Origin of the sequence: Bradyrhizobium sp. BLXBL-01 (genome assembly GCF_051853025.1) — a bacterium.
Classification (GTDB): Bacteria; Pseudomonadota; Alphaproteobacteria; order Rhizobiales; family Xanthobacteraceae; genus Bradyrhizobium.
On sequence record NZ_CP182471.1, the window covers coordinates 1625088 to 1640472 of the forward strand.

A 15385-nucleotide genomic window follows, 5' to 3' on the forward strand; every position below is an offset into this window, starting at 1 on the left:
GAGACACGACGGTGGTCGTCCAGACGCCGAATGGGTTCAGTCTCGATCGTTCCGGCAGGCGAATCGTCATCGATCCGCTGACGCGGATCGAAGGCCACCTCCGCGTGGAAGCCAATCTCGATTCCGACAATGTAGTTCGCAATGCGGTCTCAAGCGGGACGATGTGGCGTGGCATCGAAGTCATCCTGCGCGGGCGCGATCCGCGCGACGCCTGGGCGTTCACCGAGCGGATCTGCGGGGTCTGCACCGGCACCCATGCGCTCGCCTCCGTGCGCGCGGTTGAAAATGCACTGGGAATTACGATTCCGGAGAATGCCAATTCGATCCGTAATATCATGCAGTTGTGCCTGCTCGTGCATGATCACCTCGTACATTTCTATCACTTGCATGCGCTGGATTGGGTCGACGTGGTTTCCGCGCTCAAGGCCGATCCCAAGTCAACCTCCGCACTCGCACAGTCTATCTCGCCTTGGCCGCTGTCATCCCCCGGCTATTTTAAAGATTTGCAGATCCGGCTCAGCAAATTCTTCGGGTCAGGGCAGCTCGGTCCGTTCAAGAATGGCTATTGGGGGCATCCGGCCTACAAGCTACCACCAGAAGCAAACCTGATGGCGGTAGCTCATTATATGGAAGCGCTCGACTTTCAGAAGGAGATCGTCAAGATCCAAGCTATCTATGGTGGCAAAAACCCGCATCCGAACTGGCTGGTCGGCGGCGTGCCCTGCGCGATCAACATCGATGGAATCGGTGCGGTCGGCGCGATCAATATGGAGCGACTGAATATCGTATCTTTGATCATCGACCGCTCAATCGAGTTTGTCGAGCAGGTCTATCTGCCCGACATTGCTGCAATCTGCTCGTTCTATAAGGACTGGCTCCACGGCGGTGGCCTGTCGAGCAAAAGCGTGATGTCCTATGGCGACATCCCCGAAAACGCCAATGACTGTTCTGCGAAAAGTCTCAAGCTGCCGCGCGGGGTCATTCTTAATGGCAATCTCAATGAGATACTGCCGATCGACCATGGTGATCCCGAGCAGATCCAGGAATTCGTCGCGCATTCATGGTATAAGTACCCCAGTGATAGCGGTGGGCTCCATCCCTGGGACGGCATCAGCGAGCCGAGTTTTGAACTTGGGCCAGAATTCAAAGGCAGCAAGACAGATATCAAGGAACTCGACGAAGGCGGCAAGTATTCCTGGATCAAAGCGCCGCGGTGGCGTGGCCACGCCGTCGAGGTCGGGCCGTTGTCGCGATACATCATTGGTTATGCGCAAGGCAAAGCCGAGTTCAAGGAGCCCGCCGAGAGACTGCTCAAGGGGCTCAATCTCCCTCTGACTGCGCTGTTCTCGACGCTTGGCCGTACAGCGGCGCGGGCGCTCGAATGCCAGTGGGCGGCGCAACAAATGCGTTATTTTCAGGATAAGCTCATAGTCCAGCTCAAGGCAGGCAATACGGCAACTGCCGACGTTAGCAGGTGGGGCCCGGAAAGCTGGCGTAAGGAGGCCAAGGGCTACGGGTTCACTGAGGCGCCTCGCGGTGCACTCGGCCACTGGATCAAGATCAAGGACGCTAAGATCGACAATTATCAATGTGTCGTTCCGACGACGTGGAACGGATCTCCTCGGGATCCCAAAGGCAATATCGGCGCTTTTGAAGCCTCGCTGATCGGTACCCCGATGGCCGATCCGCAGCGGCCCCTGGAAATCTTGCGCACCATCCATTCCTTTGATCCGTGCTTGGCTTGCTCGACTCACGTGATGAGTCCTGAGGGCCAAGAAATGGCTTCAGTCAAAGTGCGTTAAGTCCATGCTGGATAGGGCTCGGAAGCTCCTCGCCGCCGACGGTGCGGCACCGACTGATCGCAGCATTGGCGGTGGCGTCTCCTACGTTTATGCGCCGGTGCGACTGTGGCATTGGGCTAACGCGGCGGCCATTCTGGTACTAAGTTTAACTGGCTACCTTATTGGGACCGGCACACCAGCAATGAAGGGAGAGGCAAGCGATGATTTCCTGTTCGGCTATATCCGCTTTGCCCATTTCTCGGCGGGATATGTGGCCAGCATTGGCTTTCTTCTACGCATCTACTGGGCCTTGATGGGAAATGCGCATGCCATGCAGATCTTTTGCGTGCCGCTCTGGCGCGGGTGCTTTTGGCGGGAGGTGTATCAGGAGATTCGCTGGTATGCGTTTCTTACAGGGGGGCCTGACAGGCACCTCGGGCACGATCGCCTTGCTCAGCTCGCAATGTTCTTCATGTTTACACAGACGATCACCTTCATGGTCGTCACAGGCTTTGCACTGTATGGGCAAGGTGCCGGTACTGACAGCTGGCAGTACAAGATGTTCGGCTGGGTGTTTTCAATCTGGCCGAACAGTCAGGACGTCCACACCCTGCATCATCTCGGCCTGTGGGTGATCGTGATGTTCGCGCTGGTCCACATTTACGCGGTGATCAGGGAAGACATCATCTCGCGCCGCAGCTTCTTTTCCAAGACCGGCTGAGCGCGGGTGTGGCGATTGACCGGGAAGCGGATGCTCGATTCGAAAGACAAAAAAAGGATCCTCGTGCTTGGCATCGGGAACATCCTGTGGGCCGACGAGGGCTTCGGCGTGCGTGTGGTCGAGGAGTTTCATAGCCGCTACGCGGTCGACAATAATGTCACCGTCCTCGATGGCGGCACCCAAGGGCTCTACCTTGTCAGTTTTCTTGAACAGGCCGATTGCCTGATCGTGTTCGATGCCATCGACTATGGATTGCTGCCCGGGCAGTTGGAGCTTGTACGAGATGACGAAGTGCCAAGATTTACTGGTGCCAAGAAAGTGAGCCTACATCAGACCGGTTTTCAGGAGGTCTTAAGCGCGGCCGACTTTCTTGGCCGCCGCCCGCGACAGCTCGCTCTCATCGGCTGTCAGCCGTTGGACGTGGAGAATTGGGGCGGTCCTCTGACAGCGCCGGTGCGCTTTCAGATTGCGCCTGCGATTGAACTGGCTTGTAAGCTTCTAGCGCAGTGGGGCTCGCCGGTGAAACCGCGGAACGGGCCGCTGCCTGCATCAGAACGGCTGTTGGCAAACAATATTGACCATGCGAGTTATGAGATGAGGGTGCAGCCCGTCTAGCGGCCTGCGACTGACAATGTGCCTTGGCTTGCCAATGACGATTGCCGAGACCGACGGTATCACGGCGCTGTGCGAGTATGGCAATGAACAGCGGCGCGTCTCGGTCATGCTGCTCCCCGATGTACCGGTCGGCGCCAAGGTGCTCGTCCATATCGACAGCGCGGTGCGGGTTTTGGACGACAATGAAGCAAGGCTGATCTCGGAAGCACTTGACGGGCTTGAGGCCAGCCTCAACGGCCAGGACAGCAATCGATTCTTTGCAGACTTGATCGGTCACGAGCCACAATTGCCGGAGCACTTACGGTAGCCGTTCTGCTCGCTTGCGCCGAGTGAGGGTTCTCACAATCGAATTCCAGTCGCACGTAACGTTTGACTGGAAAATATCAGGCGCTTTGCCGTTGGTCCGAGCGCGAGCCGCGGCCAGACGGTGATTGGCATGCGCCTTGCTAACGCTCTGCTAGCAGAACCGAACATCATCAGAAAGGCGTTTGATGAAATTGCAGCCGGCGCAGCATGGTTCGGCGCGACGCCCTCCGTCCGACGTGGAGGGCGTCAGCGTCGATGCGCGCCTAGCCGCGCACGCTCAAGTGACGGTGACTGCGATGCCGCTGTCCGGGACCGAGCTCCGGATCATCCAGCTCGCATTCTTCCTTCCTGAAGTTGTCAAGAAGTTTCGACAAGGCATGCAAGACGCAGTGGGTTCCCGCGGCGTTAGTGGCACACGGGTCGGCGGGCTCGGCCGACGTAGACGGTCGATGCGGACTCTATGCCCTAGGCACGATGAAGTCTGCCTGCTCAGCAAGAGATCGGACCGTTTGCTTGCGATCAACCGCATCTCCGTACCGATCATTAGGGCACACGCCGCCAGCCCTTGCTTCGGCAAGTGCATTGCCGCTCGGTGCGGACAACGGAGCATCGCATCATGAAACCAGCGACCCCCGTTCTACCCGGCGGCGCTGAGCGGGCGACGAACGAGCTTGCCACTGGCTCTGCGAGTCTCGATGTATTCCATACCGGTCTAATGAGTTCGCTCGCCGGCCCCGCCTGGCGCGACGCGGACGAGCGTGGAAGGAACTATCCGAACGCCACCTTGCTGTTAGCAAACGCCGCCGCTGCCGTTCGCGGTCAGAGAAGCGGTGCTCGGACACAACTGTACGGACTCGCAAATCTCGGCGATGGCGAACGCAAGTTGATTGACGAACTGCTCGGAGAAGGTGAGGTGGCCGGCGTGGTTGCGCTGCCAGATGGCTCTTTGGCGCAAATCCGGGAGTCTGTGCTTGCGGGAATCTGGCGCTTGCGCATCGGCACTGAGCCCGCGCATGAATATGTTGAGGTCGGGTCGATTCCGCAGGTTGTCCGGCGTGCCGCAACTGACCTGACGTCGGCCGAGCTTGTGATCGGCTCGCCGCCGAATGGCGCGATGAACGTTCAACCGGTGCTGGCCGAAATACGGGAGCGGGCGAGGGTCTGGCAATTGGGCATGCACGCCCATGTTATCAATCTGACGTCACTGCCGATGAGCATTATCGACTTGGCATTCCTACAGCAAAGCTTGGGCAATGGACCGGTCCAACTCATGTTGCACGGCTACGGCACCTGCCGAGTACAGGCGACCAGGATTAGGAATGTCTGGTCCGTGCAGTTCTTCAATTCTACGGACGACATCATCCTTGATACGCTGGAGGTCGGCGGCGTGCCGATTGTTACGTTGGCTGCCGATGAGGATTTCCAGGACTCAGCCGAGCGCATGCAGGAAATTATTGAGGCGTACTTCACATGAAGAGCTCTCTTGGGCATTCGGCATCGGGTGGGATCCCGCAGACGGTGCAAGCGCGTGGACTTTAGCTTGCGCGGGATGATGACGGAGCGTTGCCCATGAGTCTCGTTGCCCGCAACAAAATCGATGTCCGCGTATTGCTAGCTGCCGACGTAGTCGCCTCGGTCGAGATCCTGCCGCGAGTCCGGCCGCCGCTGGCGCGGATGTTCGCCGGCAAGGAGCCCTCGACAGTGATCAACGTGCTGCCGCGGCTTTTCGCGTTGTGTGTCGCTGCGCAGCAAACTGCATTCTTGTCCGCGATCGAGACGGCGCGCGACGAGGTGATCACCCGCGCAACAAGACGGCAGCGTATTACACTTATCGTTACTGAGCGGATCGCGGAGTTGGCCCGGAGCCTTTTTGTCGGACATCTTACGTTAGATGTCGCCAGTGCGGCGAGGATCCGCTCCCTGATGTCGGAATTGTCAGCATTTGTCCGCTCCGCACAGCCAGCCTGGAGCTCTGCTCAACGCGAAGCTACCGCGCGGATTGTCGCTGCGCTTGCCGCGCTCGGTCTACATGAGGGGGAGGCGCTGAGGTCTGGTAGCCCGCTGGCGGTTCGCGTTGCGGCGCTTAATGACGTCGACGTGAAGTCAATTCCGGCGGGGCACTCATTCCTGTCTGTTGCTGACGACCCCAACATCACGAAACGATTGCTCGGGGATGACTCGAAGTTCTGCCATTGTCCCGATGTTGACGGACATGTGCCCGAGACGGGTCCATGGGCGCGCCAGATCAGCCGGGATCGGGTCCCGGTGGGACCCTTCGGTGCGGCCGAGCGGCTGATGGCAAGATTTAATGAAATCGTGCGGCTATGTGCCTGGCTTAAGGCCGGCGCTCAGATTGGCGCCGCGGAGCATGGGATTATCGAAAGATATAAGCTAGGGCCGCGCCGTGCAGCGGCCGCGGTCGAATGCGCCAGGGGCCGTCTCTACCACGCGGTTGAACTCGACGCTCAGGGTAGAATATCCCGCTTCGAATTTCTTGCGCCGACGGAGTGGAATTTTCACCGGCGCGGGCCGCTTGTACGGAATCTGCAAGGCGCGGTGCTGACGGCTCGAAAACGCGGAGATGCAGTCCATGCGGTGATTGCATCGCTCGATCCGTGCGTCGCGTTCACCCTCAACCTTAGCGAAGTTCGCGATGCATGAAATGGCGATTTGTCTTGGCATCATTCAGATTGTCGAGGAGAAGGTACACGAGCGATCCTCCTCGCGGGTGCGGAGCATCTGTCTGGAGATGGGAGCGCTGAGTCATGCGGCGCCTGAAGCGATCAGGTTTTGCTTTGCTGCCGCTGCAACGCGGACCGTTGCCGAGGGCGCGGCACTTAATATCGTCGAACTGCCAGGCGTTGCCTGGTGCATGAGCTGTTCGAAGAGCGTCGAAATCGCTCGGCGCGGTGAGTGCTGCCCTTGCTGCGGCAGCTATCACTTGCAGGTGACCGCGGGCGAACAGATGCGGGTGAAAGAGCTGGAGATCGATTGATGTGTACTGTTTGCGGCTGCCACGAACGGACGCCGTCCACAAAACGCGCCGAGGTGAATGATGCGGAGAGCCATGAACGATCCCTTCAGGAAGATCGCGACTGCCATTCTGCTCTTCCGCCGGGCGACCAACGGCCGCCGCCGTCAAACCACTCTGGTGAGAGCTATAATCGCTGTCCTAGCTCAGCCAATCACCAGGCGCATAACGCGCAAGCGCTTCCGAACGGCGTCGTTCCGCCTGATTTGAGGGGCTGTGGCAGGAGCCGGAAACGGCTCGTTGAGATTGAGCGCGATATCCTGCACAAGAATAATGGAATAGCGGCGAACAATCGCGCGCTCTTCGCAGCCGATGACCTGCTTGTATTTAATGTTTTGTCCAGCCCCGGTGCCGGCAAAACGACGCTGCTCGTCCGCGCGGTGTCCGAGCTCAAGTGCAGCCGGTGGGTCGGGGTCATCGAAGGGGACCAGCAGACCTCGAACGATGCCAGACGGATTCAGGCCGCCGGCGTGCCAGCTGTTCAAATCAATACCGGCAAGAATTGTCATCTCGACGCTACAATGATTGGCGAGGCTTATCGCCGCCTGCCGCTGCTCTCAGGCGGTATTCTCTTCATCGAAAACGTGGGTAATCTGATCTGTCCCGCCGCCTTCGATCTTGGCGAAGCCTGCAAGATCGTAGTGTTCTCGATTACTGAAGGTGAAGACAAGCCGCTGAAGTATCCCGATGTGTTTGCCGCTTCGTCGCTCATGGTGATTAACAAGATTGATCTAGCGTCGGCGCTCGAATTCGACTTGGGCAAGGCCATCGAATACGCCAGACGGGTCAACCCGAAGATCGACGTGATTGTAGTTTCGGCTCGGACTGGCGAAGGCTTTGCCGCGCTCTACGCCTGGATCGATAGACAGGCGGGCCGTCTGAGGCGCGCCTTCGAGGACACAGGGCGATGAACGCCGCAGCCACCTGCGACCGAACACGGCTGCGCGTCATCGTGACTGGGGCAGTGCAAGGGGTCGGCTTTCGTCCTTACGTCTATGGACTTGCCATTCGGTACGGATTGGCGGGGTTTGTCATCAATGGCGCTGAGGGCGTTATCATCGAGGTTGAGGGCCACCGTGCGTTGGAGTTTGTCGCCGCGTTGCCGCTCGAGGCGCCTCCATTGGCACGCATAGTCGACGTCTGCGTTCGCGAGACTGCCGCGCTCGCGGAGAAGGGTTTTTCGATCGGTACGAGCGAAGCCGGCAAATTGTCGACGCAGATCGTCGCTGATGCCGCGGTCTGCCAACGATGCCTTAAAGAGCTATTCGATCCAGAAAATCGGCATTACCTTTACCCTTTCATCAGTTGTTGCCATTGCGGCCCACGCTACACCATCGCCGAACAGCTTCCGTACGATCGTCGCAACACTGTGATGAGGGCGTTTAGTTTGTGCGCCGCGTGCGTGGCTGACTATGCCGATCCGGCAAGCCGCAGGTTTCACGCGGAGGCGATCGCATGCCCAGCATGCGGTCCTCGGCTCAGCCATGGGATCAGCGATATTGTCGCGGCAATCGCGCGGGGGCAGATCGTGGCGATAAAGGGGCTGGGCGGATACCAGCTTCTTTGCGATGCGCGTAATCAAGAGGTCGTGCAGCGTTTGCGCAGGAGAAAGCACCGCCTTCAGAAGCCGTTCGCGATTATGGTCGATTCCATCGAGCGCGTCAGCGAGATCGCGGAAGCGAACGCGCCCGAGCTAGCACTGCTAGAATCCGTAGCACGCCCTATCGTCCTCCTGCCATCGCGCCACAATCTGGCGCCCGCCATAGCTCCTGGGTTATCGCGAGTGGGTATCATGCTGCCCGTAGTGCCGCTGCATCACCTCATCTTCCATGCGCTTCGCTCGCGAGGTGTGCGTGCGGGTTGCAGCCCCGTCATGGTGGCCACCAGTGCCAATCTTTGCGGCGAACCGCTGCTGGTTGACAACGCGCAGGCGCTGCGGCGGCTCGACGGAATCGCCGATCTTATCGTGACCCATGATCGCGATATCTTGACGGGTGCTGATGATTCCGTGGTTTCGGTGATGGCTGGCCGGCCCCAATTCGTTCGTCGTGCTCGTGGCTATGTTCCCGAGCCGATCCGGCTTGCGAGATCGGTCCCGCCCGTGCTCGCCGTCGGCGGCGAACTGAAGTCGACCGTCACAATCACCCGGGACAACCAAGCGTTCGTCTCTCAGCATATTGGCGATCTAAATACGGCCGAAGGCATCCGTGCGTTCGAGAAGACGATACGACATCTCACATCGATCCTTGACGTGGAGCCTGTGGCTTACGCCCATGATCTGCATCCCGATATGGCTTCTACCCGGTTTGCGGAAGCAAATGCTCACGCGCTGGTCGCGGTCCAGCATCACCACGCACACGCTGCCGCAGTAATCGCCGAGCATGGCCATACGGGACCAGCGCTTGCGCTGGTGCTCGATGGCCATGGCTTCGGCGCCGACGGCGGTAACTGGGGTGGCGAACTATTGTTGTGCGAAGGGACGTGGTTCCGACGCATAGGGCACTTAGCGCCCCTGCAGATGCCCGGTGGAGATCGTGCAGCCCGCGAGCCGTGGCGTATGGCGAGCGCAGTACTACACGGGCTCGGCAGGGCTAACGAAATCGGGCAGCGCTTTGCGGCGCAACGGCAAGCGGTGTGTGTGTCGGACTTGCTCGATCAGCCGGGCGGGACCGCCACCACCAGTGCGGGGCGGTTGTTCGACGCGGCAGCCGCGCTGCTGGGTATTGCGCATTTGCAGAGCTATGAGGGCGAAGCAGCGATGAAGCTCGAAGCGCTGGTGCGGCGGGCAACGATTCTCGAAGCCGGCTGGACGATCGACGGCGGCGTGCTGTCGCTTCGTCCGCTATTTTCGCGGTTGATTGCTGATGACATTGACGCCGCAGGTGGAGCGGGGCTGTTTCATGGCACTTTCGCCGCCGCCTGTGTCGACTGGGTCACGCGCGCTGCGCGAACAACCGGCGTCAATACCGTCGTTCTGAGCGGCGGCTGCTTCCTGAACACGGTGCTGTCGGACGAGATCCCGCGCGGTTGCAGCGCAGCCGGTCTTACCCCATTGGTGCCGCGGCGGCTGCCGCCCAGTGACGGCGGTTTGAGCCTTGGCCAGGCCTGGATTGCCGCTCTACAGATTGCTCAACAGTCGTCCGCCACGGGAATAACTGCCTGATATGTGTCTTTCGGTTCCGGCGAAGATCGCGAAAATCCTACCCAACGACATGGCTCTCGTGTCCATCGATGGCATCAGCCTGGAGATATCGATTGCTCTCGTCGACGAGCTCGATGTCGGCGATTGCGTCCTCGTCCATGCCGGCTATGCGCTCGCTAAGATCGATCAGGCGGAAGCCAAGCGCACGCTGGAGCTCCTGCAGGAGCTAAGCACCGCCGCGCAGGAATGCCGATCATGAAATATTCTGACGAATTTCGCGACAAAACCATCGCGCAGGGACTTGCGCGTGCGATTGATGCTGAGGTCAGTTCGCAAAGAGCCTATCGGTTCATGGAATTTTGCGGCGGACACACTCATGCGATCTCCCGCTACGGCCTCGAGGATCTGCTGCCCGCGAACGTCCGGATGATCCACGGGCCCGGTTGTCCCGTCTGCGTTCTGCCCGCGAGCCGAATCGACATGGCGATCCGGCTCGTCGAGCGATCAGAGGTCACTCTCTGCGTCTACGGCGACTTAATGCGTGCTCCCGGGTCGCAAGGACAGTCCCTGTTGCGAGCCAAAGCGCTGGGCGCTGACATTCGGATGGTTTACTCGACGCTGGACGCTATCCGGCTCGCCGAACAGATACCGGGCCGCGAGGTGGTCTTCTTTGCCATCGGTTTTGAGACCACGACGCCCCCGACGGCGGTCATGATCCGGATTGCCGAGAGCAAGCGGTTGGAGGGCCTGAGCGTGTTCTGCAATCACGTGCTTACACCCTCTGCGATGCACAGTATTCTCGATAACCCGAAGATCCGCAACACCGGCGGCGTCCCAATTGACGGCTTCATCGGACCTGCGCATGTCAGCACCATTATCGGTACGCAGCCTTACGAGCCTCTGGTAGAACAGTTCGAGAAGCCGATCGTAGTCGCGGGATTTGAACCCCTCGACATACTGCAAGCTATATTGATGCTGGTGCGGCAGGTGAATCAACACCGCTACGAGGTAGAAAACCAATACCGCCGTGCAGTGACACGCGAAGGCAATCTGCGGGCCAAGGACGAGGTGTCGCAGGTATTCGAACTGCGTGATCAGTTTGAATGGCGTGGGCTCGGACTCGTACCCAACAGCGGACTGAAGCTGAAGCGGTCTTACGCAAAATTCGACGCCGAGACGCGTTTTGCGATCCATGACATGCGTGTCGCAGACGATCCGGCATGCGAGTGCTGCGCGATCCTGCGTGGCGCCAAACGGCCCGCCGATTGCAAGTTGATTGGAAAGATCTGCACGCCGGAAACGCCCATAGGCGCTTGCATGGTGTCATCAGAAGGCGCTTGTGCGGCGTATTGGACCTATGGCCGAGTTCGTGGTGAACAGGTGAGGCAAAGGTCATGAGCGTGAAAGCCTATCCACGCAAGCTCGACGTAAAGAACGGGCGCGTTGAACTGTCCCACGGATCCGGGGGCCGTGCCATGGCACAGCTGATCTCCGACCTTTTTCACCAAGCCTTCGGTAATGAATGGCTCGCTCGCTGCAATGATCAGTCGGCGTTTGACGTTTCGGCAGGCAGGATGGTGATGACGACCGACGGCTATGTGGTTACCCCACTGTTCTTTCCCGGCGGCAATATCGGGTCATTGGCTGTGCACGGCACGATCAATGATGTCGCGATGTCCGGTGCGCGTCCGCTCTATCTGTCAGCCAGCTTTATCATCGAGGAGGGTTTCCGTTTTTCGGATCTGAAGTCGATCGCGGATTCGATGGGCGCGGCAGCTCGCGGGGGCGGCGTTCACATCATTGCTGGAGACACCAAAGTCGTCGAGCGTGGCAAAGCAGACGGTCTGTTCATCTCCGTGGCCGGGATCGGGCTTGTGGCCGATGGTTTGGATCTGTCCGCCGACAAGGTAAGGGTCGGGGATCGTGTGCTGGTGTCCGGAAGCCTCGGCGACCATGGGGTGGCGATTATGTCAAAACGTCAGAACGTCGCTTTTCAAACCGAAATCGTCTCGGACTCAGCAGCCTTGCATGATCTCGTAGCGGTCATGATTGCCGCCGGCCCTGGCGGCATCCGGGTGATGCGCGACCCCACGCGTGGCGGGCTCGCTGCGGCTCTCAACGAGATTGCGCATCAATCCGACGTTGGGTTCCATTTGCAGGAATCAACCATTCCGGTGAAGCCTGCGGTTACGGCTGCCTGCGAACTTCTTGGACTTGAGCCGATCCATGTCGCCAACGAGGGCAAGCTCGTTGCGATCGTCGCGCCTGATTCGGCCGATGCCGTGCTTGCTGCCATGAAGGCGCACCCGCTCGCGTCCGATGCAGCTGATATTGGCGAGGCGGTGGCTGACGATCACAAATTTGTGCAGATGACCACCGGTTTCGGCGGCCGACGCGTCGTCGACTGGCTGTGGGGCGAACAATTGCCTCGGATATGTTGAACAGGGTGCGCACTCTGCGGCTGACGTCGTTTCAGAAACCTCGACTGATACAACTCCTTCAAGCCTTCGACGTCCACGACCTCGGCGGTGGCCCGCAGCGAAGGTGCTCGCCTCCGACACGCCCAGCGTCCTTTGGTCGAGTGGAAGGATTCGCATGCCCGCCCCAAGGCTAACCGGCACATTCATGATTTCACCGCCATGGGCGAGCGCGGCCATCTGAAACTTCTACGCGGCGTGAGCACGGCCCCAATCACCAAAGCCATCGTCCCGATAAGTTAACCCGCGCCCGCTGGTAGCGCCTGACTTTCCATGGTTTGCGACCCTGTTTCTCGAGAAGGCGTTCGATCGGCACAAGGTTGATCGTGCACGGCCAAAACTCGCACGAGCAGCAACCGAATCCGCCTAACGGCCGCCGACTCCCATACAGCCAGCCTCAGCAGCAGAAAGGGCCGGCTGGAAGGTCGTCGCCCGCAGAACGAGCGTAACTCTCGAGAGCGAGCCTGTGGCTGCCAAGTTGCCGCCACAGGGATGATCCACGACTCCCCGGAGGTCCGGCGAGAAGTTCGCCTGTTGGATATAGGCTCCAGCTCTTTATCAGCGATACCGGATACGGTTGATGGCGAAGACCAAAGGCATGTCTAAAGCCTGGACGTATACGCGTCGTACGATGCTGTTGGGCAGTAGCTTCTTGGGTAGCGCGTTGTTAGGAGGCTTTACGGTGCCTACACCCAATCGGTCGCAGCGCAAGGTTGTCATGGTGTTGAAGGCGGCCGACTCTCCCTTCATCGTTGGGTGCACACAAGACGGCATTACCTCGTTGCGGTATCGTAACGATGCGTATGACACGGATTATGTTCTGGCTGGAGCCGTGCTGGGGACGGCTCACGCTAGAGTTCGGCGTGCCGGATCCGAATGGCATACGCTTCGAACCGGCGTTGATGCAACGAAGCCGATGCATAGCGCGGCCCTTGAACTAGCAGCCCGCGATGCCGGCGTCCTTCTCACGACTCGCCTCGCAGTCGACGAGGCTGGATTGACGTGGGAGATCATGCTGCGGAACGATGGCATGACGAGCGTGGAGGTTGGCGACCTCTATTTACCCATGCCGATGAACACCGAATTTCCGGCAGGGCAACCGGTATCGGTGGCTGTTTTGAAGCACAGCTTCGTCTCGGGGCATGGATCGCACATCCTCTGGATTCGCGGCAACAGCACCGGTCCCTTCCTCATGCTCTTACCGGAAGCGGACACGTCACTGGAATATTGGGATATCCACACGGATTCGGCCGAAGCCAGTGGGACGTGGTGCGCCTACATCTTAGCCGGGGCGGCCGCCGACGAGGCAGGGGCAGGCGGGACTCGCTGGCGCCAGCCCACCCATTCCCTGTTCCTGTCGCCGAACGAGCAACGGCGTTACCGTCTCCGCTTCCAGTGGGTTGCCGATTACGAGGCGGCGCGCACGGCTATCGCGGACGCCGGTCTGGTGGACGTGGAAGTAATGCCTGGCATGACGGTTCCCAACGACCTGCATGTCGACATCGCGCTCGCGTCCTCCATTCCGGTGGAGCGAATCGAAGCGGAATTTACCGGCGATACGGTGGTGCAACGGTTGCCGGATCGGGCTGGCAGGCGACTGTGGCGGATTCGCTTTTCGCGATTGGGCGAGAACCGGCTGACCCTACACCAGCCGGGTGCGCGCCAGACCTTTCTTGAATTCTTCGCTACCGAGCCCGTCGAGACGATGATGAAGAAGCGCGCAACCTTCATCGTGAAGCGGCAGCATCGTGACCCGTCCAAATGGTACGACGGTTTGTTTGGCGAGTGGAATATGGAGACGCAGGTCCTGCTTGGCCCGGACAATTACGATCGGATCAAGGGCTGGCGCGTCTACGAGGTGACGTGCGACGATCCCGGGCTGAGCAAGCCCGCTTACCTCGCGACCAAGAATGCCGAGCATCCTGATGTGGCGGAAGTGGCGGCGCTGGATCGGTATATAGATACGTTCCTCTGGGGCGGGCTGCAACGTACCACACAGGAGGCATACGCGTACGGCCTGTACGGCATACCCGATTGGAAGCAGAACAGGGAAAGCAGCGATCCCGGCCCAAAGGGCCGCCTGCATATCTGGCGGCCTTATGACTATCCGCACATCTTCGCGATGTATTTGGCCATGCACCGCATCGCGCGTGACCATCCCGCGATACCCACCCGCCAGAGCGCGCGAGATTATTTGGTACGCGCCTACGGTACGGCGCTGGCCATGTTCACGGTGCCGATGCGCGTGGTGATTTGGTCTGCCTACCACACCGGCTGCACCAACGAATGTGTGATCCCCGAACTGGTTTCGGCACTCACGAGCGCGGGCTTGACGCGTGAGGCGGCGACGTTGGAGGCGCACTGGGCGCGTAAGGTGCGCGCCTTCGTCGATCCGAAGGCGGACCTGTTCAAGTCTGAATATCCGTTCGATTCCACAGCCTTCGAATCAACGCAGGCACTGGCGCGCTCGGCCCTGGACGACCCTGTCGCCATGGGGATTTCGAAGGCGGCAGCGCGTGCTTTCGCGGAGCGTCAGATCGCCGCAAATCTGTTCTGCCGTGGCTGGTTGGAGCCTGCTTATTACTACCTAGGCAGCGATTATCGCCGCACGGCGGGCGACGCCTATACGCTAACTTACATGGCGCAGATGGGTGGCTGGGCGCTGCTTGATCATGCGCTGAACGATGCAGACGACCCGCATCCGCTCCTTCGTCTCGGCTATGCGTCACAACTCAGCGCGTGGGCTTTGCTGAACAGCGGCCCTGCGTCGGCCGGTCATGGCTATTGGTATCCCGGCGAGGAGAATGACGGCGCAGCCGGTGGCGGCTTCGAGCCGGCGCCGAGCGGGACCACATGGCTCGGTCAACCGCATCACCGTGGAACGTGGTATTACTCGTGCGAGATCGACCTGGGATTTTGTGGGGCGGTCCGCGCTGCTGCGACGATCGTTGCCGACGATCCCATCTTTGGGCAGGTTTGTCACGGTGGCATCATGGAGACGTTCGCTCACACCCTGCGTATTTGGCCACGTGATGGCGTGCGTCGACGGCTCAACGTTCGGCTCCAGTCTCTCGGATTGGACTTGGTGCTGCTCGACGCCCGCTTTCGGGCGGATCGACCGATCATTCTGAATTTGGGGGAGGGGTGGATCAGCCTTACGCCTGAGCCCTTTGCCCCATCTGCATCGGGAGTGACGTTCGAATTGCGGTACGATGACGGGAGAAAGCGCGAGGAAGTCGTCAACATCACGGACAGCCAGATCGTCATCCGCTTGCCTGCGGCGCGCTTACCGGGGGGGCAGGTTCGCTAGAC

General features: G+C 59.8%; 13 protein-coding genes. All 13 read left to right on the top strand.

Annotation, left to right across the window (positions count from 1 at the left end; translation table 11 throughout):
- Nucleotides 1–11: 11 nt before the first annotated feature.
- Nucleotides 12–1802 carry a nickel-dependent hydrogenase large subunit gene (locus ACNJYA_RS07625; RefSeq protein WP_439402333.1) on the top strand — a complete coding sequence of 597 codons (1791 nt, stop codon included), beginning with the start codon at nucleotides 12–14 and terminating at the stop codon, nucleotides 1800–1802.
- A gap of 4 nt (nucleotides 1803–1806) precedes the next feature.
- Nucleotides 1807–2502 carry a Ni/Fe-hydrogenase, b-type cytochrome subunit gene (gene cybH, locus ACNJYA_RS07630; RefSeq protein WP_439402334.1) on the top strand — a complete coding sequence of 232 codons (696 nt, stop codon included), beginning with the start codon at nucleotides 1807–1809 and terminating at the stop codon, nucleotides 2500–2502.
- Between the two features lie 30 nt (nucleotides 2503–2532).
- The gene (locus tag ACNJYA_RS07635; RefSeq protein WP_439402335.1) at nucleotides 2533–3117 is read left to right on the top strand and encodes a HyaD/HybD family hydrogenase maturation endopeptidase; all 585 of its coding nucleotides are present in this window, start codon (nucleotides 2533–2535) and stop codon (nucleotides 3115–3117) included.
- A gap of 16 nt (nucleotides 3118–3133) precedes the next feature.
- Nucleotides 3134–3424, top strand: coding sequence for a HypC/HybG/HupF family hydrogenase formation chaperone (locus ACNJYA_RS07640; RefSeq protein WP_439402336.1), 291 nt, complete (start codon nucleotides 3134–3136; stop codon nucleotides 3422–3424).
- Nucleotides 3425–4039: 615 nt separating this feature from the next.
- A complete protein-coding gene (locus ACNJYA_RS07645; protein WP_439402337.1) occupies nucleotides 4040–4897 on the top strand; it encodes a hydrogenase expression/formation protein in 858 nt (285 codons plus the stop codon).
- Between the two features lie 95 nt (nucleotides 4898–4992).
- Nucleotides 4993–6084: a hypothetical protein gene (locus tag ACNJYA_RS07650; RefSeq protein ID WP_439402338.1), complete on the top strand. Its 1092-nt coding sequence runs from the start codon at nucleotides 4993–4995 to the stop codon at nucleotides 6082–6084.
- Nucleotides 6077–6418 carry a hydrogenase maturation nickel metallochaperone HypA gene (hypA, locus tag ACNJYA_RS07655; RefSeq protein WP_036031281.1) on the top strand — a complete coding sequence of 114 codons (342 nt, stop codon included), beginning with the start codon at nucleotides 6077–6079 and terminating at the stop codon, nucleotides 6416–6418. The genes ACNJYA_RS07650 and hypA overlap by 8 nt, the downstream gene beginning before the upstream one ends.
- A complete protein-coding gene (hypB, locus tag ACNJYA_RS07660; protein ID WP_439403392.1) occupies nucleotides 6418–7365 on the top strand; it encodes a hydrogenase nickel incorporation protein HypB in 948 nt (315 codons plus the stop codon). Before hypA ends, hypB begins: the two co-directional genes overlap by 1 nt.
- The gene (gene hypF, locus ACNJYA_RS07665) at nucleotides 7362–9617 is read left to right on the top strand and encodes a carbamoyltransferase HypF (RefSeq protein ID WP_439402339.1); all 2256 of its coding nucleotides are present in this window, start codon (nucleotides 7362–7364) and stop codon (nucleotides 9615–9617) included. The genes hypB and hypF overlap by 4 nt, the downstream gene beginning before the upstream one ends.
- A 49-nt stretch (nucleotides 9618–9666) precedes the next feature.
- On the top strand, nucleotides 9667–9855 hold the full coding sequence (locus ACNJYA_RS07670) for a HypC/HybG/HupF family hydrogenase formation chaperone (protein WP_439365825.1): 189 nt from the start codon (nucleotides 9667–9669) through the stop codon (nucleotides 9853–9855).
- Nucleotides 9852–10994, top strand: coding sequence for a hydrogenase formation protein HypD (hypD, locus tag ACNJYA_RS07675; RefSeq protein ID WP_439402340.1), 1143 nt, complete (start codon nucleotides 9852–9854; stop codon nucleotides 10992–10994). Before ACNJYA_RS07670 ends, hypD begins: the two co-directional genes overlap by 4 nt.
- The gene (hypE, locus tag ACNJYA_RS07680) at nucleotides 10991–12037 is read left to right on the top strand and encodes a hydrogenase expression/formation protein HypE (protein ID WP_439402341.1); all 1047 of its coding nucleotides are present in this window, start codon (nucleotides 10991–10993) and stop codon (nucleotides 12035–12037) included. The genes hypD and hypE overlap by 4 nt, the downstream gene beginning before the upstream one ends.
- A gap of 616 nt (nucleotides 12038–12653) precedes the next feature.
- Nucleotides 12654–15383: a DUF5695 domain-containing protein gene (locus tag ACNJYA_RS07685; protein ID WP_439402342.1), complete on the top strand. Its 2730-nt coding sequence runs from the start codon at nucleotides 12654–12656 to the stop codon at nucleotides 15381–15383.
- Nucleotides 15384–15385 lie beyond the last annotated feature (2 nt).

Excerpts from the sequence above, each read along its gene's own strand:
- cybH (WP_439402334.1), top strand. The coding sequence starts at position 1,807 with ATGCTGGATAGGGCTCGGAAGCTCCTCGCCGCCGACGGTGCGGCACCG.
- ACNJYA_RS07635 (WP_439402335.1), top strand. The coding sequence starts at position 2,533 with ATGCTCGATTCGAAAGACAAAAAAAGGATCCTCGTGCTTGGCATCGGG.
- ACNJYA_RS07640 (WP_439402336.1), top strand. The coding sequence starts at position 3,134 with ATGTGCCTTGGCTTGCCAATGACGATTGCCGAGACCGACGGTATCACG.
- ACNJYA_RS07645 (WP_439402337.1), top strand. The coding sequence starts at position 4,040 with ATGAAACCAGCGACCCCCGTTCTACCCGGCGGCGCTGAGCGGGCGACG.
- ACNJYA_RS07650 (WP_439402338.1), top strand. The coding sequence starts at position 4,993 with ATGAGTCTCGTTGCCCGCAACAAAATCGATGTCCGCGTATTGCTAGCT.
- hypA (WP_036031281.1), top strand. The coding sequence starts at position 6,077 with ATGCATGAAATGGCGATTTGTCTTGGCATCATTCAGATTGTCGAGGAG.
- hypB (WP_439403392.1), top strand. The coding sequence starts at position 6,418 with ATGTGTACTGTTTGCGGCTGCCACGAACGGACGCCGTCCACAAAACGC.
- hypF (WP_439402339.1), top strand. The coding sequence starts at position 7,362 with ATGAACGCCGCAGCCACCTGCGACCGAACACGGCTGCGCGTCATCGTG.
- ACNJYA_RS07670 (WP_439365825.1), top strand. The coding sequence starts at position 9,667 with ATGGCTCTCGTGTCCATCGATGGCATCAGCCTGGAGATATCGATTGCT.
- hypD (WP_439402340.1), top strand. The coding sequence starts at position 9,852 with ATGAAATATTCTGACGAATTTCGCGACAAAACCATCGCGCAGGGACTT.
- hypE (WP_439402341.1), top strand. The coding sequence starts at position 10,991 with ATGAGCGTGAAAGCCTATCCACGCAAGCTCGACGTAAAGAACGGGCGC.
- ACNJYA_RS07685 (WP_439402342.1), top strand. The coding sequence starts at position 12,654 with ATGGCGAAGACCAAAGGCATGTCTAAAGCCTGGACGTATACGCGTCGT.